Raw genomic sequence first — 26,078 nt, 5'->3', positions numbered from 1 at the left:
TCTTCTTTTTTCAAAGAATTTAAACTACAATACTTCAGCCTATTAAAACTCTAATTGAATTTTTACAAATTTTGTTAAAACTATAATTTTAATTCAGCATTACCAAGGAATTCCTACATATAAATGCATAATTCTCACAAATTTCAAAAATCAGACTTTTTGGACTGTTATTTCATTAATTCTACTTTAAAATTTATATTTGTCGTCACGAGAATTAACAATCAATTACCCCAAATGCAGACATCAAAAATCACTAGAATCGCAGTTATTGTTTTAGTACTTTTATTTTTAGTATTAAGTGTTATAAGTTGCAGCACGCACACCCATACTGCGACACCAGCAACTACAGGAAAAAAAATCCCGCCAGGACAAGCTAAAAAAGCTTCAGGAAGCCAAAGCGCCAAAGCATATGCTCCAGGCCAGCAGAAAAAAAGATAATCAATAAAAAACCTTCTGAGCTTCAGAAGGTTTTTTTGATTACTATTTCAAAAAATTACATTGCTTTCGCAACAATACAAACTAACTAAAATTAAAAACTAAGTAAAAACTGTTATTTTGAAGTAATCTTTTTGGCTGGAGAACTAGTAATTTTTAGCAAATAAGTTCCCTCTGGCAGATCATTAATATTCATTGCATTACTTCCTTCTATTTTTTGACCTTGTGAGTAGACTTCAATATTTTTTACAGCACCACTAACATCACTTGTAGTTATTATTTTTCCACTTGCCGGTTTAGCCGCCGTTTTACCGTTTGCAGCGACAGTTTTAGACGTTTTCAATTCCACAGTTGGAGCAGCTGCTACAGCAACAACTGGTTTTCCGCTTTCATAAAGATCTTTTACCTGTTCTGGAGTTAAAGCTACATTGTAGATTTTTAAATCATCTATATCCGCATTAATCCCAATAGTAGTATTAATTTCGCCTAATCTAAAAATAGTACCGTTTGTAGCTCTTGTCATTCCTTCAAGATATTTCAACAGCTTTCCGTCACGATAGATTTTGGAAGTTACTCCTTCATAAGTAATTGTATAATTGTACCAAACATATTTTTCTAACGGAGTAGAAACAATCACATCATTAGAAGCTCCCCAAGCCGCCAAACTCAAATCGGAGTTAGACGAAGAAGTTCCCTGCTGTAATAAACCGCAGTATTGTGCATTATAAGCATTTCCGTATCCCCAAATATAATTTGCGTTTGAAATATCATTGAATTTCACCCAGATACTAACTGTTCTAGCACTCTTACCTTGTGGCAAATTGTCTATTACAGCTTCTAGCGCTTTATTGTTTAATCTTTGGGCTCCTCTAAGTTCCCCTGCCCTGTCGGCAACGAAATTATCGATTCCCATAAATGAAGTGGTGTTGGCGGTATTATTTAAAGTACCATTAAAGTTAAATTCCTGAATCGGTGTTTGAGCAGTAACATTCAAATAACTTACAAACAAAACTGTGAGTAGTAATTTTTTCATAATAATAGATTTTAGGGATTAAACAACTAAGGTTATTTTAATACTGCTAAACTAGATTATTATGAATTGGAGCGGAAATATTTCCGACAACCTACAGAAATACTCGTTAAAATAAACAATTTCGGATATTTTATATCGTCAAAATACATTTTTACACTTTTAACGATATTACTAAAATACAAGTCAAAATTTAATCAACTTACTAATTTCTTACGTATAAATACGCTATTTTAATAAAATACCTAATATTTTATTTTAAATTTTAGGTCATAAAAAAACTCCATTCGTAAATACGAATGGAGTTTGATATTTAAAAAAGTAACTAGTTACTTTACGAATTCAATTTTTTGCGCTTCTTCTTCGTTAACACTATCAAAGAAACCTTGTTCGTTCATCCAGTCATCGCTGAATACTTTACTCATGTAACGAGAACCGTGATCTGGGAAAATAGCGATAATATTACTGTCTTTTGTAAATTCGCCTTCTTCAGCATATTGCTTTATAGCCTGCATTACTGCTCCAGAAGTATATCCAACAAATAAACCTTCTTTACGAGTGATTTCTCTTGCTGAGTGCGCACTCTCTTCGTCGGTTACTTTCATGAATTTATCAATAATATCAAAATCTGTAGCCGATGGGATTAAATTTTTACCTAAACCTTCTATACGATATGGATAAATCTCTTTGCTGTCAAATTCTTTTGTTTCGTGGTATTTTTTCAATACAGAACCAAAAGCATCAACTCCTAGTATTCTAATATTTGGATTTTTTTCTTTTAAGAATTTTGCAGTTCCAGATATAGTTCCTCCTGTTCCGCTGCAAGCAATTAAGTGTGTGATCTGTCCTTTTGTCTGTTCCCAGATTTCTGGACCTGTAGTGTTGTAGTGAGCATCAATATTCAATTGGTTAAAATATTGATTAATGTAAACTGAACCTTTTGTTTCTTCGTGTAAACGTTTTGCTACATTATAGTATGATCTTTCATCATCTGCAGAAACGTGAGCGGGACAGACATATACTTTAGCTCCTAAACTGCGCAGCATGTCAATTTTGTCTTTAGACGATTTTGAACTTACTGCTAAAATACAATTGTAACCTTTAATAATGCTTACCATTGCCAAACTAAATCCTGTATTTCCAGATGTGGTTTCGATAATGGTATCTCCTGGTGATAGAATTCCTCTTTTTTCGGCCTCTTCAATAATATACAATGCTATTCTATCTTTTGAGGAATGACCTGGATTGAAAGCTTCTACCTTTGCGTAGAAATTTCCTTCTAACTCTTCGGTAATTTTATTTAGTTTAATAAGCGGGGTGTTACCTATTAACTCTAAAACATTATTATAAGCGGTTATTTCTTCTTTCATAAAAAAATAGTTAATCAAGGGCATTTTTAATTAACCTTGATAGGTTGCAAATTTAACAAAAAAAATCTAATTAGCTTTTAATTTTTTCTAAATCTAATAAAAAACTAAATTCTTTTGCTAAGTCTTTCAAAGCCTCAAAACGTCCCGAAGCCCCGCCATGACCTGCGTCCATGTTCGTATCTAAAAATAAAAGTTTATTATTTGTTTTTAAATCTCGCAATTTTGCAACCCATTTAGCTGGCTCCCAATATTGTACCTGCGAATCGTGTAATCCTGTAGACACATACATATTAGGATATTCCTGTGCTTTTACATTATCGTAAGGTGAATACGACAACATATAATCATAATATTCTTTTTTGTTTGGGTTTCCCCATTCATCATACTCTCCAGTTGTAAGCGGAATGCTGTCATCCAGCATTGTGGTAATTACGTCTACAAAAGGCACCTGAGCTATGACTCCGTTATACAATTCAGGAGCTTCATTTACAATCACTCCCATTAAAAGACCTCCTGCCGATCCCCCTTCTGCATACAAATGATCAGAAGAAGTGTACTTTTGGTCTATTACAAATTTAGAGCAATCAATGAAATCTGTAAAGGTATTTTTCTTTTTTAACAGTTTTCCATCTTCATACCATTGTCTTCCCAAATCTTCTCCTCCACGAATATGCGCAATAGCGTAAACAAATCCGCGGTCTAGAAGCGATAATCTTGTCGAAGAGAAATAAGTATCCATCGTGATTCCGTACGAACCGTAGGCATAAAGCAATAACGGATTTTTACCATTTTTCTCTAGTCCTTTTCTATAAACCATCGAAATTGGGACTTTTACTCCATCTCTGGCTGTTACCCAAACTCTTTCTTCGATATAATTTTTTTTATCAAACTTCCCACCTAAAACCTCTTGTTCTTTCAAGATTTCTTTGGTTTTAGTTTTCATATTAAAATCAATTACAGAAGATGGTGTTGCCAATGACTGATAGCTATAACGTAAAATATCGGTATCAAAATCAACATTAGTTGTAGTGTATGCGTTATACGTCTCACTGCCAAAAGGAAGATAATAATCTGGTTCACCATTCCAAGGCATAATTCGGATATGATTTAAACCATTAGAACGTTCCTCTACAACTAAATAATTTTTAAATATTTCAATATCTTCCAATAAAACATCTTCTCTGTGCGGAATAAGATCTACCCAGTTTTTCTTTCCCGTTTTATCTTCAGGCGTTTTCATTAATTTAAAATTGGTCGCTTTATCTTTATTCGTCAAAATATAAAACGAATCTTCATAGTGCGAAATACTATATTCTAATCCGCGAACTCGTGGTTGAAAAACAACAAATTCTCCGTCCGGATTATTTGAATTTAATATTCTGTATTCTGTTGTTAAAGTACTTCCAGAACCAATAACGATATATTTTCTTGACTTTTCTTTACTGATTGATACATTAAAAGTATCATCAACTTCATCAAAAACCAAAACATCTTTTTCTGAAGCTGTATTTAATTTATGTTTAAAAACTTTATCAGCTCTCAGCGTCACCTGATCTTGTCTCACATAAAAAATAGTATTGTTGTCATTTGCCCAAACTGAAGCTCCTGTAACATTTTCTATTTTATCAGCTAAAATTTCACCAGTTTCTAAATTTTTAATCTGAATGGTATAAATTCTTCTTCCGACAATATCTACCCCAAAACTGGCAAATTTATTATCCGGACTAATACTTAAACCTCCTAATTTGAAATAAGCATGTCCTTTTGCCATCTCATTACAGTTAAAAAGAATTTCTTCTGTTGCCGCAAGACTTCCTTTTTTTCTGGCAAAAATGGGATAATCCTGCCCTGTTTCAAAACGGGTAATATAGAAATATCCATTATAAAAATAAGGAACCGAAGAATCATCTTCTTTGATTCTTCCTTTCATTTCTTCAAACAAATTATCTTTTAAAGATTTTGTATGAGAAGTCATATTTTCATAGTAAGCATTCTCCTGATTTAGGTAATCAATTACTTCTGAATTTTCTCTATCATTCAGCCAGAAGTAATTGTCAATCCTGGATTCTTTATGTTTTTTTAATGTTTTTGGAATTATTTTGGCCTTTGGAGCCGATATATCATTTTGCATTGATTGAGCATTAATTTTTAAATATGAAGTCGCAAAAATAGCATAAAGCCAACAGAACAAAATTAATTTTTTCATAAAATATTCTATTGAATTAACACAGCAATATACTAATTTTGTCTGAAACAATTTAAAAAATCAACAAAAATGGATTTAATGGGAATGATGGGTAAACTTAAAGAGACCCAACAAAAAATTGAAGATACAAAAAAGCGTTTGGATACAGTTTTGATTGATGAACAAAGCGCTGACGGATTATTAAAAGTTACTATCACTGCAAGCAGAAAAATAAAATCAATTTCTATTGACGATTCTATTTTAGAAGATAAAGAGCAATTAGAAGATTATTTAATTGTTACTCTAAACAAAGCAATTGAAAAAGCAACAAATGTTAATGAAAGAGAATTAGACGCCGTTGCAAGAATGGATATGCCTTCTATTCCTGGGATGGATAATTTGTTTAAATAAGAGGCAAAGATACAGAGTTACAAAGGGACAAAGGTTTCTTCTTACTCAAAAAACAAAAAAGACGCAATATGCGTCTTTTTTTGTAAGTTTTGTTACTTTGAACCTTTGTCACTTTGTCACTTTGTCTAAAACTTGGAAAGTGTATCAATTACATAAGTATGCATTACTTCTTTATAATCTAAATGCGTTACAATTCTAAGTTTATTATACCCAAGTGAGCTTATTAATATATTTTTCTGCTTTAATTTTTCAATCAATAATTGATCACTGTAACCTTCAGCTAATGAAAAAATTAAAATATTAGTTTCTACAGGTTCTATTGATGCGATCCAAGGTTTCGTACTTAAAACCTTAGCTATTTCTTTCGCACGACGATGATCCTCAGCTAGTCTTTCAATATTGTGAGCTAAAGCATATAATCCAGCAGCCGCTAAATACCCAACCTGACGCATTCCTCCTCCCAATATCTTCCTGATTCTCAACGCTCTGTAGATATCAGCTTTACTTCCAAGCAATACAGAACCAATTGGAGCTCCTAATCCTTTTGACAAACAAACCGAAATGGTATCGAAAATAGCTCCAAATTCTCTGGGATTTTGTCTTTTTGCCACCAAAGCATTCCAGATTCTAGCGCCATCCATGTGGAATTTCAGGTTATTGGCGTCACAAACTTTTTTTATCTCTCTTAAATCTTCTAATTCATAACAAGCACCACCTCCTTTATTGGTTGTATTTTCGACACAAACCAAACTGGTTAACGGACTATGATAAAATTCTGGATCGTTTATTGCCGCTGCAACTTGTGCCGCTGTTATCATCCCACGATTCCCATCAACTAAACAACAGGAAACCCCGCTGTTAAAAGAGACTCCTCCTCCTTCATAATGATAAACATGAGCATATTTATCTGCAATTAATTGCTCTCCCGGCTGCGTATGCAGTTTAATCGCAGTTTGATTAGCCATAGTTCCAGACGGAAAAAAAAGGCCAGCTTCCATACCAAAAAATTCAGCCGTTCTGTTTTCTAATTCAATCACCGTTGGGTCTTGTTTGTATACATCGTCACCAACATGGGCGTTAAACATATACTGCAGCATCTCATAAGTAGGCTTGGTTATGGTATCGCTGATTAAATTTATTTCCATATTCTAAAAACTATATCTTATTTTTGTATGCAAAATTACGTATTACTTATAGTTATTCTCAGCAAGTTTTAGTAAAATTTAACTCGCTCGTTTCTATAGACCAAATTAACGTAATTTTGATAAAAAACATATAAAACCTATTAATTAATTTATGACAACAGCCGAACAAGTAAAAGGTATTGTGGAGCGCCTTGGTGCGTTGAGGAGGTATCTTTGACGTCGATGCCAAGCTAATCGAAATTGCCAACGAAGAAGAAAAAACGTTTGCACCCGACTTCTGGAACAATCCTAAAGAAGCCGAAAACATTGTAAAAAATCTTCGAAACAAGAAAAAATGGATCGAAGATTATGACAAAGCCGTTTCTTTAACAGAAGAATTACAGCTGGCTTATGATTTCTACAAAGAAGGAGAACTTACTGTTGATGAACTAGATGAACAATACAATGCCGCACAATCGCACATTGAAAACATTGAATTCAAAAACATGCTTTCTGACGAAGGAGACAGCTTAAGCGCTGTAGTTCAAATCACTGCTGGAGCCGGTGGAACTGAAAGTTGCGACTGGGCTGGAATGCTGATGCGCATGTACATGATGTGGGGAGAGAGTTATGGCTACAAAATAAAAGAACTGAACTTTCAAGAAGGTGACGTTGCGGGAATTAAAACCGTAACTCTAGAATTTGAAGGCGATTATTCTTTTGGATATTTAAAAGGAGAAAACGGAGTTCACCGTTTGGTACGTATTTCACCTTTTGACAGTAATGCCAAACGTCATACATCATTCGTATCGGTTTACGTTTATCCATTAGTTGACGACAGTATCGAAATCGACATTAATCCTGCCGATATCGAAATTACAACTTCTCGTTCGAGTGGAGCTGGTGGACAAAACGTAAATAAGGTCGAAACAAAAGTACAATTGGTTCACAAACCAACTGGAATCCAGATTCAGTGTTCTGAAACACGTTCTCAGCAAGATAACAGACAGCGTGCTATGCAAATGCTTCGTTCTCAATTGTATGAAATTGAGTTAAAGAAACAACAAGCGCAGCGTGCTGATATTGAAGCTGGAAAAATGAAAATCGAATGGGGATCTCAGATTCGTAATTACGTAATGCAGCCTTACAAATTGGTAAAAGACGTTCGTACAGGTTACGAAACCAGCGATGTCGATGGCGTAATGAACGGAAATATTGACGCTTTCCTTAAAGCCTATTTAATGATGATGGGACAGAAAGAAGAGGAATAAATGAACAAATACATCAAAGGTTGTTTAGTAGTTACAGGCACAGTATTTATATTATTAGCAATAATAATTGGATGGTTCTTTTGGTCATTAAATAGCCGTAAAAAACAAGCCGAAATTGATGGAATCACATTCTCAAAAGAATGTGATTCCATCAAATTTATTACTGAACAACCTGAGATTCAATTTGCAAAATTCAAGAAAAGCGAAATCAGTATTCTTAAATTCCAGATCATAAGAGAAGGGAAATTTATCCATGACACAATAATTAAAAATGGGTTTAATAAAAAAACTTCTTCCAACGAATACCAATCAATTAATATTCCTTACAAATCATTTTTAAAAACTGATACGATTGTAGTTACTACACAAAACAAATTACATTATTACATTTCGGGATACCATCATTACGCTTACTTACATTATGGAATGACAGGATATGTCGGAAGCCATGACTGCCGATTTTCTGACAATCCTACAATTAACAATGAGCTTCTGCTAAGTCCAATACTTTTCAGGGAAAACGGCTGGATAAACCCTGAAATATCCAAACATATTAAAAAGATAAGTGTATCTGATAGTGCTGGATATTATGGTTTTGCAAAAAAGAGCAATATAAAAATAGAAGATGCCGAACGAATCCTAAAAGAAAAAAGGAAAAATCAGGTTTTTAGATCTACTACAATTAATGGAATTGAAGTTGGCCCAAAAGATAGTTATTATGTATTTGGCGAAGAAACTGAATCAGGAACGCTTCCTAATGATTTAGTTCCTAGAAATCTAAAACAGTATGTAGTTAAAATAAATTGCGAAACCGGAGAATATAAGCGTTATAAAAATTACCCTTTTGACAATTAAACTTTTCATATTTACTAAAAAAAATAGTTATGATAAAATGGGCAGATGTAATTCATTTTACAAATAAAGGAAATCCAGCTCCTGAAAAAAGAGTGGAAAAAACGGAGGAAGAATGGAAACAAATCTTAACTCCAGAAGAATTTCAGGTAACACGTCTAAAAGGCACCGAAAGATCTTTTAGCTCTGAATTATGCAGTTTATTTGATCCTGGCATTTACGAATGCAAGTGCTGCGGAACTGTTCTTTTTGATGCAAGTGAAAAATTTGAATCAGGAACAGGATGGCCTTCTTTCACACAGCCAATCAAAGAAAATGCTATCGCATATCATGCTGACAGATCTTACGGAATGGTTCGTGTTGAAGTGGTATGCAACGTATGCGACGCACATTTGGGACATATTTTTCCAGATGGCCCACCACCAAGTGGTTTACGTTACTGTATAAACGCAGTTTCTTTATCAAAAATTAAAGAATAATTTACAGAAAGCGATTCCTTAAAAGTGAATCGCTTTTTTTATAACTATCAACAATTAAGTGATTTAACAAAACAAATGTAAGCCATCACTTAACAATTAAATAATTTATTTTTTCTTCTAAATTTCGAATTGATTTTACTCAAAATCTAAGTCACAGCCATTCAACACCTTAAAAAACTCTCATTAAATTAATATTTTAAATGTTAATTTTTCAAAAATTACATTATTATTTTATTTTTTTATTAAGAAACCGAAAAAATTAATTAGGTAATTAGAATGTAATTCATTTTATTTGGCAAAAAATAACCCACAATCTATTAAATTTGTCAATGAGATTCTATTCAATTCAAGAAATTAATGAAGTTATTAATGGCGTAATTTGCGGCAGTACTTCACAAACCATAAACGCCACAGAACAATTAGAAAAAGCAACGACTTCAGAAATCTCATTTATTGGAAATAAAAAATATGAAAAATACTGGTCGACTTCTAATGCATCCATTGCTGTAGTCAACGAAGACATTTCGATTGAACCTGGAGAAAATCGTGCTTTTATAAAAGTAAAAAATGCCGATTTGGCAATGTCCCAAATTCTTGCTCTTTTTGCTCCGCCGACTCCAATTTTTCATAACAATATCCACAGAACAGCTACTATAGATGAAACCGCTGTAATTGGCGAAGGTGCCAAAATAGGTGCTGGCTGCTATATTGGGCCAAAAGTCGAAATTGGTGCCAATGCAGTAATCTATCCAAATGTCACTATTTTAGACGAATCCACAGTTGGGAAAAACACTATTATCTGGTCTGGAACAGTGATTCGAGAGCGTTGTCATGTTGGAAGTGATTGTATCATTCATCCAAACGCAACCATTGGAGCAGATGGTTTCGGATTTCGCCCTTGCAGTGAAAAAGGACTAGTAAAGATACCGCAAATTGGAAATGTAATCATTGGAAACGGAGTTGAAATTGGCGCAAATTCATGTGTTGACCGCGGAAAATTCAGTTCTACAATTTTAGGAGATGGCTGTAAAATAGATAATTTAGTTCAAATTGGACATAACAGCAAACTTGGAAAGTTCTGTATTATGGCTGGAAACAGTGGTTTAGCAGGTTCTGTAACTTTAGGAAACGGTGTTATTATTGGCGGAAGCGCTTCTATAAAAGATCACACCACTATTGGAGACGGAGCTGTCATTGGCGCAGGATCTGGTGTAACTGGAGACGTTCCTGCTGGAAAAACAATGCTGGGTTATCCTGCAGTTGAAGCTCGTGATGCCCTAAAACAATGGGCAATGTTAAAACGAATGGTTTGTGCACCTAAAAAATAATTCAATTATAATTTATATAAAAAACATCCGCTTCTACGGATGTTTTTTTGTTTTTATAATACTTCACATTCAAAGCCAATTACTTTCATTAAGAAAATTACCTTTTCGATAATATCATCTTTACACTCAAATCGTAGAATATAATCACAATCTTCTAGATCAAAATTCCATTTTGAATTGGGAAATAACTGATTTAGTTTTGGCGTAACTTTTTTCACTTTAGAAATGCTGTCAACGTTTGTTTTGAATACAAAAATCATAACTTCACTAATTTTGAATTTTACTTAGAATTCTATAATCAATGTAAAAAGTACCAAATGGAATTACACAAGCCAAAAGCACTTTCCAAGTTGTATCCCTAAATTTCCAATTCTGCTCTACTCCAACACTTAAAGCATTAAATATAAAAAGCAAAAACAGAGCGCCATGAATGGTTCCTACAGGTCTTGTTAGAAACGGCATTTCAAAAATATATTTCATTGGCATTGCTATAAAAAGTAAAATCAAAAGTGATGTGCCTTCAAGAAACCCAATAATTCTTAAACGTCCGGTATTTGTTTGAAATAAATTTTTCATAATTATCTAAAATAAGGTCGATTCGCAAGAGGTGAAAATGGCCAAGGAATGGCAATAAAAATGATGATTAAGGCAATAGAAAACCAAACTAACATCGTTTTGAATTTCTGTTGATCTGAAAGTTTCCTTTTCGCTAAAGCGGAACCAATTGTGATGATGATTATAGCAACTAACATCAAAACAATGTGAATTAGTCCAAAAAATGAAGCATCCAGATTTTGAAATTCTTCTTTATAATTTCTCCAAAAATATTTCACAATCGGGCTCTGCAGATAAACCAATATTCCAAAAAGAAGCTGGATATGAGCAATAGTAGCCGTCCAATGCCTTAATAAATTAGCTTTCTTAGTAAAAGGAAGTTTTTGAGAATAACCTTTGTAAGCAATAAAAATAGAATACAATAAGCTTAACAATACAAGCCATCGCATAAAAGAATGGCCGACTAAAAGTGTTTGATACATTGTTTTTTGATTTAGACAATGCAAATATATTTAAAAACATACTAATTAGTATGTTTTTGAAAAATAATTTTACTTCAAGCCATTCAAATAGCTCTTAAGTTCTTTTAAATAAACGAGATACGACGAATTATCATTTTGGAGTTTTCCAAAATTTCGTATTCCCCAATAGCCTGATAAGATAAAAAATGCCACTTGCTCTCCCGCGACATCTTTACGGATTAAACCCGACTCTTTTCCTCTTTCGATTGAATCTATGATCGTCTTTTTCCATAGATCAACCAATTCCGCTAAAGCTTCACTGAATCTGTTATTCCATGGCGCCATTTCCTGCGTAAGATTGCCAACTGGACAACCATATTTTACCTGCAGAAAAGGATCTTCGAGCAGTAAATACGAAATCATATTATAAAAATCTTCAATTGGATTTTGAGAAGCTTCTGTTGGTTTTATGAAATGTTCCTGCATAGTTGGCTTCAGAATTTCTTCAATAATAGCAACTCCCATTTCGTCTTTTGTTTTAAAATGGTAATAAAAAGCTCCTTTCGTAACCTGTGTAGTGGCAATGATTTCATCAATACTTGTAGTTTGATAGCCTTTGGTATAAATCAACTCAAAGGCTTTATGAAGAATGTTCAGTCTCGTATTTGCCGCTTTTGACATAAAAAATACTAATTAGTATGAAATGGCAAAATAAAGAAAAATAATTGATTTATACTTCTACTGCCTATTTTGAAAAATACATCAAAAAAACATTTACAAACTATTTCTTAATTCCTAAAGCCACTCATTTATTTCAATTGATTTTGTAAATTAGCCAACATTATTTTGTAAAATCAATACTATATCATGGATTTAAACTTCAATAAAAACGAAGATCACAATAAACTGCTCCTTTCTGAATTAAAACAAAAATTTGCTAAAGTAAAATTAGGCGGAGGCGAAAAACGTATCGAAAAACTGCATGCCGAAGGTAAAATGACGGCTCGTGAAAGAATCGCTTATTTATTGGACGAAAATTCTAAAAGTATTGAAATTGGCGGTTTTGCTGGAGAAGGAATGTATCCAGAACACGGCGGATGTCCATCTGGCGGTGTGGTGGTGAAAATTGGTTACATCAAAGGGAAACAATGTATTGTTGTTGCTAATGATGCTACCGTAAAAGCCGGCGCATGGTTTCCAATAACAGGAAAGAAAAACCTTCGTGCACAGGAAATTGCTATGGAAAACCGACTTCCTATTATTTATCTTGTAGACAGCGCAGGAGTTTATCTGCCAATGCAGGATGAAATTTTTCCAGATAAAGAACATTTTGGACGTATCTTTAGAAACAACGCTCAAATGAGCAGTATGGGAATTACACAGATTGCTGCCGTCATGGGAAGCTGTGTTGCAGGCGGTGCTTATCTGCCAATTATGAGTGATGAAGCTTTGATTGTAGACAAAACGGGAAGTATTTTCCTTGCGGGAAGTTATTTGGTAAAAGCAGCAATTGGAGAAACTATTGATAATGAAACTTTAGGCGGTGCCACAACTCACTGTGAAATTTCAGGCGTAACCGATTATAAAGCGAAAGATGATAAAGACGCATTAGACAAAATCAAAAATATTGTAGATAAAATTGGTGATTTTGACAAAGCAGGCTACAGCCGAATCAAAGCGGAAAAACCAGCTTTAGAACCAAACGATATTTACGGAATTCTTCCAAAAGCCAGAACGGAACAATATGACATGATGGAAATCATCAAACGTTTGGTTGATAATTCAGAATTTGAAGCTTACAAAGACGGTTATGGACAATCTCTTATAACTGGTTATGCCAGAATTGATGGTTGGGCAGTTGGAATTGTAGCCAATCAGCGTAAAGTGGTCAAAACGAAAAAAGGCGAAATGCAGTTTGGCGGTGTAATCTATTCTGACAGTGCCGATAAAGCGACTCGTTTTATTGCCAATTGTAATCAAAAGAAAATTCCGTTGGTGTTTTTACAAGACGTAACCGGATTTATGGTTGGTTCAAAATCGGAACATGGCGGTATTATTAAAGACGGTGCTAAAATGGTAAATGCCGTAAGTAATTCTGTAGTACCAAAATTTACTGTTATTGTCGGAAATTCATACGGAGCAGGAAATTATGCCATGTGTGGCAAAGCGTATGACCCAAGATTAATTTTTGCATGGCCAAGTGCAGAATTAGCCGTAATGGGTGGTACTCAAGCCGCAAAAGTTTTAGCACAAATTGAAGCTTCTTCGCTTAAAGCGAAAGGAGAAATCATTGATGAAGCTAAAGAAACAGAACTTTTCAATAAAATAAAAGCGCGCTACGACGAGCAGACTTCTCCCTATTATGCAGCATCAAGACTTTGGACAGATGCTATCATAGATCCATTAGATACTAGAACCTGGATATCAATGGGAATCGAAGCTGCGAACCATGCTCCTATTCAAAAACCATTTAACCTGGGTGTAATTCAGGTTTAACAATTAAATAATTCACAACGATACGTTAAATAAAAAGCGAAAAACTTATTTTAAGACTGTTTAAAATACATATATGATCAAAAATTAGTAACTTTATATACAATTTTTAATCACACAACATCATGGAAAATGTAAAAAGTTTGAATAAATGGGCGAACTCGCACACTTATTTACCAGTTGATCTAGTACGTATTGTTTTGGGTGGATTTTTATTTATGAAAGGTGTCTCGTTTGTCACCAATATTCAGTACCTGCATGATTTAATTTCCCCTATTGATAAATTTGGAGGAGGAATGTTTATGCTGCATTACATTGCTCCTGCTCATATGATTGGTGGTATAATGATTATTTTTGGACTATTAACCCGTTTGGCAATTGCGGCTCAATTGCCTATTTTATTTGGTGCTGTTCTCGTAAATTTCATGGGCAAAATGCACTCCGAAAGCTTACTTCTAGCTATAGTGGTTTTGTTAGTCTGCATCTTCTTCTTGTTTTATGGAAGCGGTAAACATTCTGCAGATTATTATTTCAAAATGCAACAATAAACTTATAAATCCTCAGTTTTTTTCCATAAAAAGCTGAGGATAATTTTTGTTTGTTAATTAATTCTATAAAATTTCATTAATTGTGTTTTATGACTTAAATTCGCCGACATGAATTGGATTCGTAAAACCGTTATATTTATTGCACTTTTGATTGCAGGTTTGTTTGCTTATCAAGCAGACACGGCTTCTGTGCATATAAATGATACACAAAAAACGGATACCAATTTCTGTAGAGAGACTGGAGATTCGTCTGCATTTATTCAGCCGCAAGGCAGTTATCAATTTGCAGCAAACATCAAAAGCTATTCGTCTGGGATACTAAAATGCTTGGATTCATTTTTACCGCTTATCCCACAGCATCAAACTGTTACTACTGTCACAGCATACACTAAACTATTTACAACCCAAAGTAAAAAGGTTTTAGTCATACTCTATGCTTTCCATTTTTTCTGGTAAATAAAACTTGATTTTAGCCGAAGATTAATTCTTCAAACTGCAACCATTTTCTAATTGAATGCGGGTTTACATCATTTTATTTATTTCATTAAAAACATCATGGAAACTACAACAACCATTATGGGTATTGTGATTTTAATTATTGTCGCAATTCCAGTATATTTTTCTGCTCGCTCAAGCGCTGCCAGTAAATCGAGAATCTTAAATATTAAGAAGAGATTCAATCCTTCTAATCCAGAGAGTTTTGATTTAACAGAATCAATTAATAATAAAACTTTGACATTGGATCAAAAAAATAACAAGTTCATTTTAATGAACTTCAATCCAAATCAGCAGGAATCTATATTTGTCGATTTAAACACAATTAGTTCTTGCAAATTGATTCCGACTACAGATGCAAATTCGGATACGATTATTAAAATTGATTTCGAATTTCAAGATAAAGAAACATCTAAAAAGATTACAATTCCATTCTATGATTTTGATGATGACCGCATTAAACAAATAAGCGTGTATCAAGATCATCAGTTTGCGAAAAAATGGCATAAAATCATCCAAGATTCTATTTCACGTTAGTTATTTAATTCAGCTAAAGAGGTTCAATATTGAGCCTCTTTTTTTTGTCTTTTATATGATATTTGTCATTTTATGTCGGTCATCGAAGTTTTAATTTTGAGGTAAACTAAATCCGTCATTATGAAAATCTCTTTGACACAAAAATACAATGTCCCTGGTCCAAGATATACAAGTTATCCGACAGTTCCGTATTGGAACGAAGCTGATTTCACAACTGAAAAATGGATCACTTCTTTACAAAAATCATTTTCTGAAAGCAATTCAAAAAACGGAATTAGTTTATATATTCATCTGCCTTTCTGTGAAAGCATGTGTACTTTCTGCGGATGTAACAAACGAATTACCAAAAATCATTCTGTTGAAGAAACTTACATTAAAGCACTTTTAAAAGAGTGGTATTTGTACTGTAAAATACTTCCCGAAAAACCTGTTATTAAAGAAATTCATTTAGGAGGCGGAACACCTACATTCTTTTCTAAAGAAAACCTAGAATTGCTGATTAATGGAATATTCAGTTATGCTGTAAAAGCTGAAAACCATGAATTTAGTTTTGAAGGACATCCCAATAATACTACTCACGAACAATTAAAAAAATTATATGATTTAGGCTTTCGCCGAGTGAGTTTTGGAGTTCAGGATTATGCTGCAAAAGTACAGCAAGCCATTAACCGAATTCAGCCGTTTCATAATGTTGCTAAAGTCACTTTTTGGGCCAAGGAAATTGGTTATACTTCTATAGGTCATGACATAATTTTTGGGCTTCCATTTCAAACTATCGAAGATGTTATAGATACGGTTGAAAAAACAAATTCTTTAAAACCAGATCGATTGGCTTTTTACAGTTACGCTCATGTGCCGTGGATAAAAGGAAACGGACAACGTGGCTTTAACGACGAAAACCTGCCAAAAGATGCCGAAAAAAGACAGCTTTATGAAACAGGAAAAAAATTGCTTTCGCAAAACGGTTATCATGAAATAGGAATGGATCATTTTGCTTTAGAAGCTGATAGTTTATATAAAGCCGCTCATAATGGTAATTTACATCGAAATTTTATGGGATATAGTGCTTCAAAAACACAAGTAATGATTGGTTTAGGCGTTTCTTCGATTAGTGACAGCTGGTATAGTTTTGCCCAAAACACTAAAAATCTAGAAGATTATTACCAATTATTAGAATGGGATAAACTACCAGTTGTAAAAGGACATATTTTAAATGAAGAAGATTTAATTATTAGAAAACACATTCTGAATTTAACTTGCGAACTGCAGACTTCCTGGACAAAAGAATCTTTAAATTTCTCAGAACTTCCTGAAGTTTTAATTGCTTTACAAGAAATAGAAAATGATGGTTTAATTGTTATTGAAGAAAATTCAATTAAAATCACAGAAGAAGGAAGGCCTTTTGTACGTAATATTTGTATGGCTTTCGATTTACATCTAAAAAGAAAGTCACCGGAAACCAACTTGTTTTCGATGACTGTATAAATAAATTAAGATTTAATCATTTGTGTCCAAAAAATATTAAACACATAGAAACATAGTTTTTTAGTGTGAATAAAGAATAATACAGAGAAATATATTTCTCACACATAGCTATTGTTTTATTTCAATAAGGGAAATACCTTTTTAGCGATAATGAAATCTATGTTTCTATGTGTTAAAAATTATACTCAATGTTTAATGGCAGTTAGGAGTCTGCTGTACAAATAAACTCATATTAGAAGGAGAAATATATGGAATTCCAAGTCCTAATCCTCTAAGAATAAACAAAACTCCAATAATTACAGCCACATATGGAATTGCCTTTTGGATTTTATTTCTGAAAGGCAATTTTAGTAATGAATTTACATACACTACAATGGTCATTAATGGGATCGTTCCGATTCCAAATAAGAGCATATAAAGAATCCCAAAACCAGCGCTTTGCATTGCAATTGCTCCAAACAGCGCAACATAAACCATCCCGCAAGGCAGAAATCCGTTTAAGAGACCAATTGTAAAAAGAGATTTATAACTCTTATTTTTAAATTGAGCTCCAAGGTTTGATTTAATTTTAGAAATGATTTTATAAACTGGTTTTGAAAAATTATAATTCGCAAATTTTTTCTCTGGAATCAAGACTACAATAATCATAATTACACCAATAATAATCGACATTTTCTGCTGTAATCCCGCAAGAAAAAAACCTCTTCCTAACAATCCGAAAATTAATCCGATTGTAGCGTAAGCAGTTAATCTTCCAAAATGATAAGTCAAAATCTGCGTTACTTTTTTGGCTTCATTTTGTCTGTCAACAGGAAGCATCATGGCAATAGGCCCACACATGCCAACACAGTGCAGACTACTGATAAGACCTAATATGAATGCTGAAAACAACATATTAATTAATTTTTAATTGCAAATCCTCATAACGTGTCCCTACAGGACAATTTATCTATGGATATTTTTTTTCTACCGATGAATTGATCCTAGCGGATCAAATCTTTAGAACCTAAATTAATTGACGTAAATCACTTCTTTAGTTAAATATTTTTTGCCTTCATACTGCCATTCCATATTAACATCCCAGCGTCCTTTTATTAATTTTTTCTGTGGAATGAGTATAGAAGAATTGGTTAAAGCAATTTTAGTATTGAAATCAAATTTTTTGTTTGAAGGTCTGTATAACAAAATATTGCCTTGTACTTTATCACTTTCAAATCCAGCAGGAAAAGTTACAGCTACGCCGTTATCTGTATATTTGATAGATGGTTTGTGCTGTAAATCGTGTGCATTCTGAATTCGAGCCATTTCTTCCTGAAAATGTGTGTCGTGTTTGTAGTATTCTTCGACGACCAAATCATTATCGTATTTAGAATTTGACTGTACTTCAAAAACAAAATACAATATAAATGTCATAAACAATCCAAATGCGATGACAATTGCGGTACCCCAATTAATTTTCATAATACTATAATTTTTAATTAAAACTGCGTGGTCCTAAGAAATTTGTTGTGGTTGTTTCTATGAGTTCAGAACCATTGTAAACTCCTATTTTTACTTTTGTTTTATCACTTTCTAATAAAACTTCTTTTATTTCTATAAATAATGTTCCTTGAGAAATTCCTTCTTTAGCTACTTTAAAATGTCTTTTTCCAACATTCTTAATTTCGCCTTTTTGATCAATTAGCTCAAAATGAATATCGTTGTAATCTTTCATCGTTTTGTTTACAATTTTATAGGTGTAAACATTACTTATTTTATCTCCGTTATGCTGAAATAATTGTCCGGGAAGACGTAAAACAACTGCCTGAACATCAGTTCTTAAAAATAGCATTCCAACAAAAATACTCAATAAAATAAAGAGAACTGCAGTGTATCCTTTCATTCTTGCAGTAAATTTGAAAGGTTCTTTTTTAGCAATTTCATCTTCAGAAGCATATCGAATAAGTCCTTTTGGCAATCCAACCGATTCCATTATATGATCACACTCATCGATACAGGCTGTACAATTGGTACATTCTAACTGTGTTCCATTTCTAATGTCAATTCCCATTGGACAGACATGAACACATTGCAGACAATCAATACAATCTCCTTTTCCTGTTAATGCCCGATCTTCATTTTTTTTGAATTTTGCACGTCCTTCTTCTTTTTCTCCACGTACAAAATCATAAGCAACATTAATTGATTTATTATCTAAAAGAACTCCTTGTAACCTTCCGTAGGGACAAGCAATGATACAAACCTGTTCACGGAACCAAACAAAAACAAAATAAAAAACACCTGTAAAAATAAGAAGTGCAATAAAATTACTTGCCTGCTCAATTGGACCTTGTTCTATCATTAAAAACAATTTGTCGCTTCCAACTAAATAAGCCAGAAACACATTGGCAATAAGAAAAGAAATCACAAAGAAAATAGTCCATTTAAGAAGTCTTTTTCTAATTTTCTCCGCGTTCCATTCTTGCCTTGCCAAACGGGATTGCGCACCACGATCTCCATCAATCCAATATTCTATTCGGCGGAAAACCAATTCGAGGAAAATAGTCTGCGGACAAATCCAGCCACAAAAAATCCTTCCAAAAACAACTGTAAACAAGAGTACAAATACAACGCCGATAAGCATTGAAATTACAAAGAGGTAAAAATCCTGAGGCCAGAAAGGAAATCCAAAAATATTAAAACGACGTTCTAAAACGTTGAACATCATAAATTGGTTTCCATTTACTTTAATAAACGGATTTATGAATAGAATTGCCAATAAAACATAGCTGACAATTTTGCGGTAATCGTAAAATTTACCAGACGGTTTTTTAGGGAAAATAAATTTCCGTTTACCACCTTCATCTATAGTTCCAATGGTATCTCTAAACGCTTCGTCTGGTAAATTTGACATGATATTGTATTCTAATTATTTTTTAACTGCTGTGGTATCTATTTTGGGTGCAACGGCTGTTGCATCGTTGATTGGGGCACTTTCATCTACCCAAACCTCTCCTTCCGGTTCTTTCGGATCTTTTGGATTACTGCCTTGTAAAGACAAAATGTAACTCGCAACTTTCTGGATTTCTTTTGGTTTTAAGGTTCCTTTCCATGAAATCATCCCTTTACCATCTCGGCCTCCGTTTGTAATGGTGTGGAATAAATTCTTAATTCCACCTCCTAAAATCCATTTATCATCTGTCAAGTTTGGTCCAATCTGCCCTCCTGCATCTGCTCTATGACAAGCTGCACAGTTTGTGGTAAAGATTTCTTTTCCTACTGCTAAACTTGCTTCATCAGTAAGCAAAACAACCGTTTTTTCATCCATTAAATCTGGAGCAGTTTTCAGGTATTCTTCAACATCAATTTTCGCCTGAGCCATTTCTTTTTTCAGCTCCATTTCTTGATTGTCAGCTCCTAAAACATCATAACGAATTACATAAATAACTCCGAAAATGATACAGATGTAGAACAAATACACCCACCAAGGCGGTAAATTATTGTCAAGCTCTTTGATTCCGTCATAATCATGATCCATTAACAACTCGCCTTCTTTTTCAATTGGAGATGTTTTAGTTAATTTCTGCATTAAATCTTTAAACCAAGTGCTCTCTTTGAAACTAAGGCTTTCTTCATATTCTTTTTGCGCTTTTTCTTCTGGTGTCATTAATTGATACATGACACGATTTACAGCACTAAGCGTAATCTCAATTGCAATTAAAATGAACAAGAAGACAAATAAAAACAGCGACACCATTGGGTATTTTATAAATGCTGCTCTGTCACCTGAGTCTACGAAATACTCCATCAAACCAAAGACGATGAAGAAAATCAACGGTACTCTAACATATACTGGGAAAAACTTTTTCATTTTTATATCTCTTTTGTAATTACAACAAGCCCTTCATCTAAAGGAATACTACTCATTTCCTGAATTTTATCTTTTCTATAAGAGAATACCCAAAAGCCTAATCCTACAAAGAAGAAGAAGAAAATCAAGAGGGAAATAATCGGGTATAATTCTACACCCGATATTGTTTCCATATTGTGTTTTATTTGTTCGAACATAATGCTGTTATTTAGTAGTTTCTTTTACTTTAATATCAGTACCAAGTCTTTGAATGTAAGCAATCAAAGCAACGATTTCTCTTTCGTTCATTGGAACGAATTGCTCTCCTTTTGCAGCCGCTTTTTTCTTGCTGTCTTCATAACTTTTTACAAAGTCAGGATCGCTTTCTAAGCTTTTTTCAATTTTAACTGCTTGATCTCTCAACGCTTTTTGTGCATTTGCAACTTCTTCTGCACTGTAAGGAACACCTAAAGAAATCATGGCTTGCATTTTCTTTTGTGTTAAAGAAATATCTAGAGGTTTGTTGTCAAATAACCATTTGTACCCTGGCATAATTGATCCTGCAGATGTACTTTGCGGATTCCACATGTGATTGAAGTGCCAGTTATCATTGTATTTACCACCAACTCTTAATAAATCCGGTCCCGTACGTTTTGATCCCCATAAGAATGGATGATCGTAAACAAACTCTCCCGCTTTTGACTGTACTCCGTAACGTTCTACTTCACTTCTGAATGGACGAACTGACTGTGAGTGACAACCCACACAACCTTCTCTAATGTATAAATCACGTCCTTCTAATTCCAATGGCGTATAAGGTTTTACACTTGAAATAGTCGGAATATTTGATTTCACCATAATCGTTGGTACAATCTGAATAATACCTCCAATTAAAATCGCGATTGTAGCCAAGATTGTCAATTGAATTGGTTTTCTTTCTAACCAAGAGTGGAATTTCTCTCCTCTTACTCTTCCGCTACTGATTCTTTGTAAAGCAGGAGCCTGAGCTAATTCATCTTCTACTGGGGAACCTTTTTTAACTGTCATGATAATGTTATAAACCAATGTCAGCATACCAACTAAGTACAAAGTACCACCAATAGCTCTCATCCAATACATTGGCATAATAGCCGTTACAGTTTCAAGGAAGTTTCCGTAAGTTAAAGTTCCGTCTGGATTAAATTGTTTCCACATAGAAGCTTGTTGAAAACCAGCTACATATAACGGAATTGTATAAACGATAATCCCTAAAGTACCAATCCAGAAATGGAAGTTTGCCAATTTCTTAGAGAACAAATCTGTTTTTGTCATTCGTGGAATCAACCAATATATAATCGCAAATGACATAAAACCATTCCAAGCTAAAGCTCCAACGTGTACGTGGGCAACGATCCAATCTGTATAGTGCGCAATAGCATTTACATTTTTAAGAGAAAGCATCGGCCCTTCAAACGTTGCCATTCCGTATCCTGTAATTGCTACTACAAAGAATTTTAAAACTGGTTCTTCACGAACTTTATCCCAAGCACCTCTTAGCGTTAAAAGTCCATTAATCATACCTCCCCAAGATGGAGCAATTAGCATTACTGAGAAAGCTACTCCTAAATTCTGAGCCCAGTTTGGCAATGCAGAATATAATAAATGGTGAGGTCCAGCCCAGATATAGATAAAGATTAAAGACCAAAAGTGGATAATTGATAATCTATAAGAGTAAACAGGTCTGTTGGCAATCTTTGGCACAAAATAGTACATTAATCCTAAAAACGGAGTAGTCAAGAAGAAAGCTACCGCATTGTGTCCATACCACCACTGCACTAATGCATCCTGAACTCCAGCATAAACAGAATAACTTTTTAAAGCTGAAACCGGAATTTCAATATTGTTAAAAATGTGTAATACCGCTACTGTTACAAATGTTGCTAGATAAAACCAGATTGCTACATACAAGTGACGCTCTCTACGGCGCAACATGGTACCAATCATATTGATACCCATTACCACCCAGATTAACGCGATTGCAATATCAATTGGCCATTCTAATTCTGCATATTCTTTAGAAGAAGTATAACCTAAAGGAAGTGTAATCGCTGCAGCAACAATAATTAACTGCCAGCCCCAGAAATGCAGATTACTTAAAAAATCACTAAACATTCTGGCTTTTAGCAATCTCTGCATAGAATAATACATTCCGGCAAAGAAGGCATTACCCACAAAGGCAAAAATAACAGCGTTGGTGTGTAATGGTCTTAAACGGCCGTAGCTAAGCCACGAGATCCCATCTGTGATGTTGGGAAAAAGGTACATTACCGCAAGGGTAAGCCCCACTAACATACCCACAACTCCAAAGAGTATTGTGGCGTAAATGAATTTTTTTACAATTTTGTTGTCGTAATAAAACTGTTCCATTTCCATAATTATACTTGTTTTTCTTCGATTGGTGAATTATTATTTTGGGAAATAATTTTGGTCTCATCGTCAAAAAGAATTCTGACTGAAGGTGTATAATCGTCGTCGTACTGGCCAGATTTGACAGCAATAATGAAAGCAATAAAGAAACAAATTGCTACGAAAATACTTACTGAAATTAAAAGATAAATAACACTCATACCGTAAATTTATGTTAACAAAATTACTAGGCAATCGGCGTTTAAAATATGATAATTATCATGCTCAGAGAAGAATAATAAAAATAAAAAAAATATCTTTTGAATTATTTAAAATTATTCTAAATTACTCTTAATGAAATAGTTAGACATAAAAGTAACGAAGCTGACAATGGTAATTGTACTCAACGGCATAATGATTGCTGCAACTATCGGAAGCAGGTTTCCAGTAACCGCAAAAGTCAGTCCCACAACGTTGTAGAGCAATGATAAGCCAAAACTCATCTTGATGATAAAAATCGCCTTATGAGAAAGCTTTAAAAAGTAATTTAAACGTGAGAATTCTGAAGCGTCTAAAATGGCATCGCAAGCGGGTGAAAAGACATTTACATTCTCTGAAATCGAAATTCCGACATTACTTTGTGCCAATGCTCCAGCATCATTCAAACCATCTCCTACCATCATAACATTCCTGCCGTTTTCCTGAAGTTTTTTTATAAATTCGAGTTTCTGATCTGGTTTTTGATTGAATACTAGTTCGGTATTTTTGGGCAGAATAGCTTCAAGATTGGCTCTTTCTCCATCATTATCTCCAGAAAGTACTTTGATTTCGTAGTCTTTATTCAGTTTTGAAAAAAGTATTTCCAATCCTTCTCTATACTGGTTTTGAAAAACAAATCTTCCGAAATAAATTCCATCAATTTTAATATGCAAAGCCGTTTTTTCAATTTCGGAACCATCAGAAACCAAATTATCCACAAATTGCCCTGAACCAATTTTAATTTCTTTATTTTCGGCAACAGCCAAAATCCCTTTTCCAGTAATCTCCTGAAATTCAAAAACATTAATCCTTTTTGTTTCGGGCAAAAAGTCATACAGCATTCTGCTTAAAGGGTGATTTGAAGCACGTAAAACATTCTTAATCAGAACACTATTTTCATCTGAAATAGTATTTCCTTCATACAATATATTTGATTTTTTGTTGGTTGTAATCGTTCCCGTTTTATCAAAAACGATTGTATCCACTTTTGCAAGCTGCTCAATTACGACAGCATTTTTCAAATAGAATTTCTTCTTTCCTAAAATTCTCAAAATATTACCAAAAGTAAACGGAGCCGTTAGTGCCAATGCACATGGACAAGCCACAATTAAAACCGCTGTAAAAACATTAAAAGCAATATTGGCATCTATAGAAATCCAATAACCAAAACCAGCAAATGCAATCAGCAATAAAATAGGGGTAAAATAACGGCTTATTGCATCTGTAATGGTCTTGTGTTTCTGATCTACTTTTTTCTGAAAAATTTCGTTACTCCACAGTTGGGTTAAATAACTTTGAGAAACCGAATGCAAAACTTCCATTTCGATTACTTTTCCAATCTGCTTACCGCCTGCAAAAACTTTATCTCCAGATTTCTTGGTAATCGGAACAGCTTCTCCTGTCACGAAACTATAATCAATATCGGCGCTTTCGCTGATTAAAATTCCATCAACCGGAATCAATTCCTGATTACGAATCAATAAACGATCACCTTTAACAACATCGTAAATGGCAACATTATCTTCTGAAGCGTCTTTATTTATTTTGGTTACAGCAATTGGAAAATAGGATTTAAAATCTCTTTCGAAACTTAAGAAACTGTACGTTTTAATCTGAAACATTTTACCAAGCAGCATAAAAAACACCAGACTGGCTAAACTATCGAAGAACCCAGGCCCGTGATCCATAAGCATATCATAAGTACTTCGAATGAACATTACGATAATTCCCAGCGCAATAGGAATATCAATATTCAGCATTCGAGTTCTGATACTGTGATACGCCGAAACATAATATCCGCTTGCTGAATATAAAAAACTTGGCAGTGCTAAAAGAAATATTAATAATCGGAAGAACGGTTTGTAGCTATCTAACCAGAATTCTTTCATTTCGAAATACTCCGGAAACGAAAGCAGCATGATATTACCAAAACAGAAAAAAGCGACGCCCAATTTATAGGTTAAACTTCTGTCTACTTTTGTTTTTCCTGTTTCGTAATTTTCTAAACTGATGTAAGGCTCGTAACCAATTGAACTCAACATATACACGATTTCTTTTAAAGAAACTGTATCTGAATTGAACGTAATTCGAACTCTTTTTTCATGGAAATTAACCTGAGAAATACTAATTCCAGGCTGCAATCGGTTTAGGTTTTCTAAAATCCAAATACAAGAACTGCAATGGATATGGGGAATATTTAAGGAAACAATCGAAGTATTTCCTTCCTGAAACTCCAATACTTTTGAAAGTATGGCTTCGTTATCTAAAAAATCGTATTTTCCTGCAATGTCCTGTGGTGTGGCACCAGGCGATTTTTCGAAATCATAATAAGAGGTTAAATCGTTGCTGCTGAAAATTTCATACACTGTTTTACAGCCGGCACAACAAAACTTTTTATCATCGAAATCAATTTCTTCATTTTGTTCAATAGTTAAACCACAATGAAAACAACTTTGCTCCCTCATAAACTTGTTTTTATTTGCGACAAATTTCCAATTAAAGCACAATTATTAAGATGATAATTGTCATGTTATACCTAAATTGAAT

27 protein-coding genes are annotated in these 26,078 nt (G+C 33.8%); 11 read left to right on the top strand and 16 right to left on the bottom strand.

All coding sequences use genetic code 11. The features are described 5' to 3' along the window. The first annotated feature begins 234 nt into the window (after positions 1 to 234). Complete coding sequence (locus P2W65_RS13825) at positions 235 to 438, top strand: hypothetical protein (protein ID WP_289658112.1); 204 nt, start codon at positions 235 to 237, stop codon at positions 436 to 438. A gap of 112 nt (positions 439 to 550) precedes the next feature. Here P2W65_RS13825 and P2W65_RS13820 read toward each other — a convergent pair whose 3' ends face one another. The 3 genes from P2W65_RS13820 to P2W65_RS13810 all read right to left on the bottom strand — a co-directional run bounded on the left by P2W65_RS13820 (position 551) and on the right by P2W65_RS13810 (position 5,041). Continuing rightward, a complete protein-coding gene (locus P2W65_RS13820; protein ID WP_289658109.1) occupies positions 551 to 1,468 on the bottom strand; it encodes a LamG-like jellyroll fold domain-containing protein in 918 nt (305 codons plus the stop codon). Positions 1,469 to 1,794: 326 nt separating this feature from the next. Further along, the gene (gene capA, locus P2W65_RS13815; RefSeq protein ID WP_109194804.1) at positions 1,795 to 2,835 is read right to left on the bottom strand and encodes a cysteate synthase; all 1,041 of its coding nucleotides are present in this window, start codon (positions 2,833 to 2,835) and stop codon (positions 1,795 to 1,797) included. Between the two features lie 70 nt (positions 2,836 to 2,905). Then, positions 2,906 to 5,041 carry a S9 family peptidase gene (locus P2W65_RS13810; protein WP_289658105.1) on the bottom strand — a complete coding sequence of 712 codons (2,136 nt, stop codon included), beginning with the start codon at positions 5,039 to 5,041 and terminating at the stop codon, positions 2,906 to 2,908. A gap of 42 nt (positions 5,042 to 5,083) precedes the next feature. Between P2W65_RS13810 and P2W65_RS13805 the strand changes: the two genes are divergently transcribed. Next, on the top strand, positions 5,084 to 5,431 hold the full coding sequence (locus P2W65_RS13805) for a YbaB/EbfC family nucleoid-associated protein (RefSeq protein ID WP_256871116.1): 348 nt from the start codon (positions 5,084 to 5,086) through the stop codon (positions 5,429 to 5,431). Positions 5,432 to 5,556: 125 nt separating this feature from the next. Here the strand turns inward: P2W65_RS13805 and P2W65_RS13800 are convergent, their stop codons facing one another. Then, positions 5,557 to 6,576, bottom strand: coding sequence for a threonine aldolase family protein (locus tag P2W65_RS13800; RefSeq protein ID WP_289658102.1), 1,020 nt, complete (start codon positions 6,574 to 6,576; stop codon positions 5,557 to 5,559). 151 nt (positions 6,577 to 6,727) lie between these two features. On the opposite strand from P2W65_RS13800, the gene prfB reads away from it, so the two are divergent. From prfB to lpxD, 4 genes are all read left to right on the top strand, one after another. Continuing rightward, a protein-coding gene (prfB, locus tag P2W65_RS13795; protein WP_179004035.1) for a peptide chain release factor 2 occupies positions 6,728 to 7,826 on the top strand; the annotation gives its coding sequence in 2 pieces (ribosomal slippage) (positions 6,728 to 6,790 and positions 6,792 to 7,826; 1,098 coding nt in all). Then, on the top strand, positions 7,827 to 8,681 hold the full coding sequence (locus P2W65_RS13790) for a hypothetical protein (RefSeq protein ID WP_289658099.1): 855 nt from the start codon (positions 7,827 to 7,829) through the stop codon (positions 8,679 to 8,681). Between the two features lie 29 nt (positions 8,682 to 8,710). Continuing rightward, positions 8,711 to 9,157 (top strand): peptide-methionine (R)-S-oxide reductase MsrB, encoded by a 447-nt coding sequence (gene msrB, locus P2W65_RS13785; RefSeq protein WP_109192736.1) that lies wholly within the window; start codon positions 8,711 to 8,713, stop codon positions 9,155 to 9,157. A 329-nt stretch (positions 9,158 to 9,486) separates the two neighbouring features. After that, positions 9,487 to 10,485: a UDP-3-O-(3-hydroxymyristoyl)glucosamine N-acyltransferase gene (gene lpxD, locus P2W65_RS13780; protein WP_179004037.1), complete on the top strand. Its 999-nt coding sequence runs from the start codon at positions 9,487 to 9,489 to the stop codon at positions 10,483 to 10,485. A 53-nt stretch (positions 10,486 to 10,538) separates the two neighbouring features. Here the strand turns inward: lpxD and P2W65_RS13775 are convergent, their stop codons facing one another. From P2W65_RS13775 to P2W65_RS13760, 4 genes are all read right to left on the bottom strand, one after another. Beyond that, positions 10,539 to 10,745, bottom strand: a complete 207-nt coding sequence (locus P2W65_RS13775) for a hypothetical protein (RefSeq protein WP_289658095.1) — start codon at positions 10,743 to 10,745, stop codon at positions 10,539 to 10,541. Positions 10,746 to 10,752: 7 nt separating this feature from the next. Next, the gene (locus P2W65_RS13770; RefSeq protein ID WP_289658093.1) at positions 10,753 to 11,061 is read right to left on the bottom strand and encodes a DUF3817 domain-containing protein; all 309 of its coding nucleotides are present in this window, start codon (positions 11,059 to 11,061) and stop codon (positions 10,753 to 10,755) included. 2 nt (positions 11,062 to 11,063) lie between these two features. Beyond that, on the bottom strand, positions 11,064 to 11,522 hold the full coding sequence (locus P2W65_RS13765) for a hypothetical protein (RefSeq protein ID WP_289658091.1): 459 nt from the start codon (positions 11,520 to 11,522) through the stop codon (positions 11,064 to 11,066). A gap of 69 nt (positions 11,523 to 11,591) precedes the next feature. Continuing rightward, a complete protein-coding gene (locus P2W65_RS13760) occupies positions 11,592 to 12,182 on the bottom strand; it encodes a TetR/AcrR family transcriptional regulator (protein ID WP_289658089.1) in 591 nt (196 codons plus the stop codon). Between the two features lie 186 nt (positions 12,183 to 12,368). Here P2W65_RS13760 and P2W65_RS13755 point away from each other — a divergent pair, with 186 nt between their 5' ends. The 5 genes from P2W65_RS13755 (at position 12,369) to hemN (ending at position 17,059) form a co-directional block, all read left to right on the top strand. Beyond that, positions 12,369 to 13,997, top strand: coding sequence for an acyl-CoA carboxylase subunit beta (locus tag P2W65_RS13755; RefSeq protein WP_179004042.1), 1,629 nt, complete (start codon positions 12,369 to 12,371; stop codon positions 13,995 to 13,997). A gap of 122 nt (positions 13,998 to 14,119) precedes the next feature. Further along, positions 14,120 to 14,542 carry a DoxX family protein gene (locus P2W65_RS13750; protein ID WP_289658086.1) on the top strand — a complete coding sequence of 141 codons (423 nt, stop codon included), beginning with the start codon at positions 14,120 to 14,122 and terminating at the stop codon, positions 14,540 to 14,542. Positions 14,543 to 14,650: 108 nt separating this feature from the next. Further along, on the top strand, positions 14,651 to 14,998 hold the full coding sequence (locus P2W65_RS13745) for a hypothetical protein (protein ID WP_289658084.1): 348 nt from the start codon (positions 14,651 to 14,653) through the stop codon (positions 14,996 to 14,998). Between the two features lie 99 nt (positions 14,999 to 15,097). Next, the gene (locus P2W65_RS13740) at positions 15,098 to 15,574 is read left to right on the top strand and encodes a hypothetical protein (RefSeq protein WP_289658082.1); all 477 of its coding nucleotides are present in this window, start codon (positions 15,098 to 15,100) and stop codon (positions 15,572 to 15,574) included. A 120-nt stretch (positions 15,575 to 15,694) separates the two neighbouring features. Further along, on the top strand, positions 15,695 to 17,059 hold the full coding sequence (gene hemN / locus P2W65_RS13735; protein ID WP_289658080.1) for an oxygen-independent coproporphyrinogen III oxidase: 1,365 nt from the start codon (positions 15,695 to 15,697) through the stop codon (positions 17,057 to 17,059). Between the two features lie 192 nt (positions 17,060 to 17,251). Here the strand turns inward: hemN and P2W65_RS13730 are convergent, their stop codons facing one another. The 8 genes from P2W65_RS13730 to P2W65_RS13695 form a co-directional block, all read right to left on the bottom strand. Then, complete coding sequence (locus P2W65_RS13730; protein WP_289658078.1) at positions 17,252 to 17,953, bottom strand: sulfite exporter TauE/SafE family protein; 702 nt, start codon at positions 17,951 to 17,953, stop codon at positions 17,252 to 17,254. Positions 17,954 to 18,070: 117 nt separating this feature from the next. After that, positions 18,071 to 18,520, bottom strand: coding sequence for a FixH family protein (locus tag P2W65_RS13725; RefSeq protein WP_289658076.1), 450 nt, complete (start codon positions 18,518 to 18,520; stop codon positions 18,071 to 18,073). Positions 18,521 to 18,533: 13 nt separating this feature from the next. Then, a complete protein-coding gene (gene ccoG / locus P2W65_RS13720; protein ID WP_289658074.1) occupies positions 18,534 to 19,952 on the bottom strand; it encodes a cytochrome c oxidase accessory protein CcoG in 1,419 nt (472 codons plus the stop codon). 15 nt (positions 19,953 to 19,967) lie between these two features. After that, entirely contained in the window at positions 19,968 to 20,909 is a 942-nt protein-coding gene (locus P2W65_RS13715; protein ID WP_289658072.1) for a cbb3-type cytochrome c oxidase N-terminal domain-containing protein, read from the bottom strand. 2 nt (positions 20,910 to 20,911) lie between these two features. Then, positions 20,912 to 21,106 (bottom strand): CcoQ/FixQ family Cbb3-type cytochrome c oxidase assembly chaperone, encoded by a 195-nt coding sequence (locus tag P2W65_RS13710; protein WP_091491191.1) that lies wholly within the window; start codon positions 21,104 to 21,106, stop codon positions 20,912 to 20,914. 7 nt (positions 21,107 to 21,113) lie between these two features. Further along, the gene (ccoN, locus tag P2W65_RS13705) at positions 21,114 to 23,300 is read right to left on the bottom strand and encodes a cytochrome-c oxidase, cbb3-type subunit I (protein ID WP_289658069.1); all 2,187 of its coding nucleotides are present in this window, start codon (positions 23,298 to 23,300) and stop codon (positions 21,114 to 21,116) included. 2 nt (positions 23,301 to 23,302) lie between these two features. Further along, positions 23,303 to 23,494, bottom strand: coding sequence for a cbb3-type cytochrome oxidase assembly protein CcoS (gene ccoS / locus P2W65_RS13700; RefSeq protein WP_091491194.1), 192 nt, complete (start codon positions 23,492 to 23,494; stop codon positions 23,303 to 23,305). A 114-nt stretch (positions 23,495 to 23,608) separates the two neighbouring features. Further along, positions 23,609 to 25,996, bottom strand: coding sequence for a heavy metal translocating P-type ATPase (locus P2W65_RS13695; protein ID WP_289658066.1), 2,388 nt, complete (start codon positions 25,994 to 25,996; stop codon positions 23,609 to 23,611). Positions 25,997 to 26,078: the final 82 nt, after the last annotated feature.

This window comes from Flavobacterium panacagri (assembly GCF_030378165.1).
Lineage (GTDB): Bacteria > Bacteroidota > Bacteroidia > Flavobacteriales > Flavobacteriaceae > Flavobacterium > Flavobacterium panacagri.
This window is presented reverse-complemented; position numbering and strand designations above follow the sequence as displayed.

Bases quoted from the DNA above. Each gene is read 5' to 3' on its own strand.
- P2W65_RS13825 (WP_289658112.1), top strand. From the start codon at position 235: ATGCAGACATCAAAAATCACTAGAATCGCAGTTATTGTTTTAGTACTT.
- P2W65_RS13820 (WP_289658109.1), bottom strand. From the start codon at position 1,468: ATGAAAAAATTACTACTCACAGTTTTGTTTGTAAGTTATTTGAATGTT.
- capA (WP_109194804.1), bottom strand. From the start codon at position 2,835: ATGAAAGAAGAAATAACCGCTTATAATAATGTTTTAGAGTTAATAGGT.
- P2W65_RS13810 (WP_289658105.1), bottom strand. From the start codon at position 5,041: ATGAAAAAATTAATTTTGTTCTGTTGGCTTTATGCTATTTTTGCGACT.
- P2W65_RS13800 (WP_289658102.1), bottom strand. From the start codon at position 6,576: ATGGAAATAAATTTAATCAGCGATACCATAACCAAGCCTACTTATGAG.
- P2W65_RS13790 (WP_289658099.1), top strand. From the start codon at position 7,827: ATGAACAAATACATCAAAGGTTGTTTAGTAGTTACAGGCACAGTATTT.
- msrB (WP_109192736.1), top strand. From the start codon at position 8,711: ATGATAAAATGGGCAGATGTAATTCATTTTACAAATAAAGGAAATCCA.
- lpxD (WP_179004037.1), top strand. From the start codon at position 9,487: ATGAGATTCTATTCAATTCAAGAAATTAATGAAGTTATTAATGGCGTA.
- P2W65_RS13775 (WP_289658095.1), bottom strand. From the start codon at position 10,745: ATGATTTTTGTATTCAAAACAAACGTTGACAGCATTTCTAAAGTGAAA.
- P2W65_RS13770 (WP_289658093.1), bottom strand. From the start codon at position 11,061: ATGAAAAATTTATTTCAAACAAATACCGGACGTTTAAGAATTATTGGG.
- P2W65_RS13765 (WP_289658091.1), bottom strand. From the start codon at position 11,522: ATGTATCAAACACTTTTAGTCGGCCATTCTTTTATGCGATGGCTTGTA.
- P2W65_RS13760 (WP_289658089.1), bottom strand. From the start codon at position 12,182: ATGTCAAAAGCGGCAAATACGAGACTGAACATTCTTCATAAAGCCTTT.
- P2W65_RS13755 (WP_179004042.1), top strand. From the start codon at position 12,369: ATGGATTTAAACTTCAATAAAAACGAAGATCACAATAAACTGCTCCTT.
- P2W65_RS13750 (WP_289658086.1), top strand. From the start codon at position 14,120: ATGGAAAATGTAAAAAGTTTGAATAAATGGGCGAACTCGCACACTTAT.
- P2W65_RS13745 (WP_289658084.1), top strand. From the start codon at position 14,651: ATGAATTGGATTCGTAAAACCGTTATATTTATTGCACTTTTGATTGCA.
- P2W65_RS13740 (WP_289658082.1), top strand. From the start codon at position 15,098: ATGGAAACTACAACAACCATTATGGGTATTGTGATTTTAATTATTGTC.
- hemN (WP_289658080.1), top strand. From the start codon at position 15,695: ATGAAAATCTCTTTGACACAAAAATACAATGTCCCTGGTCCAAGATAT.
- P2W65_RS13730 (WP_289658078.1), bottom strand. From the start codon at position 17,953: ATGTTGTTTTCAGCATTCATATTAGGTCTTATCAGTAGTCTGCACTGT.
- P2W65_RS13725 (WP_289658076.1), bottom strand. From the start codon at position 18,520: ATGAAAATTAATTGGGGTACCGCAATTGTCATCGCATTTGGATTGTTT.
- ccoG (WP_289658074.1), bottom strand. From the start codon at position 19,952: ATGTCAAATTTACCAGACGAAGCGTTTAGAGATACCATTGGAACTATA.
- P2W65_RS13715 (WP_289658072.1), bottom strand. From the start codon at position 20,909: ATGAAAAAGTTTTTCCCAGTATATGTTAGAGTACCGTTGATTTTCTTC.
- P2W65_RS13710 (WP_091491191.1), bottom strand. From the start codon at position 21,106: ATGTTCGAACAAATAAAACACAATATGGAAACAATATCGGGTGTAGAA.
- ccoN (WP_289658069.1), bottom strand. From the start codon at position 23,300: ATGGAAATGGAACAGTTTTATTACGACAACAAAATTGTAAAAAAATTC.
- ccoS (WP_091491194.1), bottom strand. From the start codon at position 23,494: ATGAGTGTTATTTATCTTTTAATTTCAGTAAGTATTTTCGTAGCAATT.
- P2W65_RS13695 (WP_289658066.1), bottom strand. From the start codon at position 25,996: ATGAGGGAGCAAAGTTGTTTTCATTGTGGTTTAACTATTGAACAAAAT.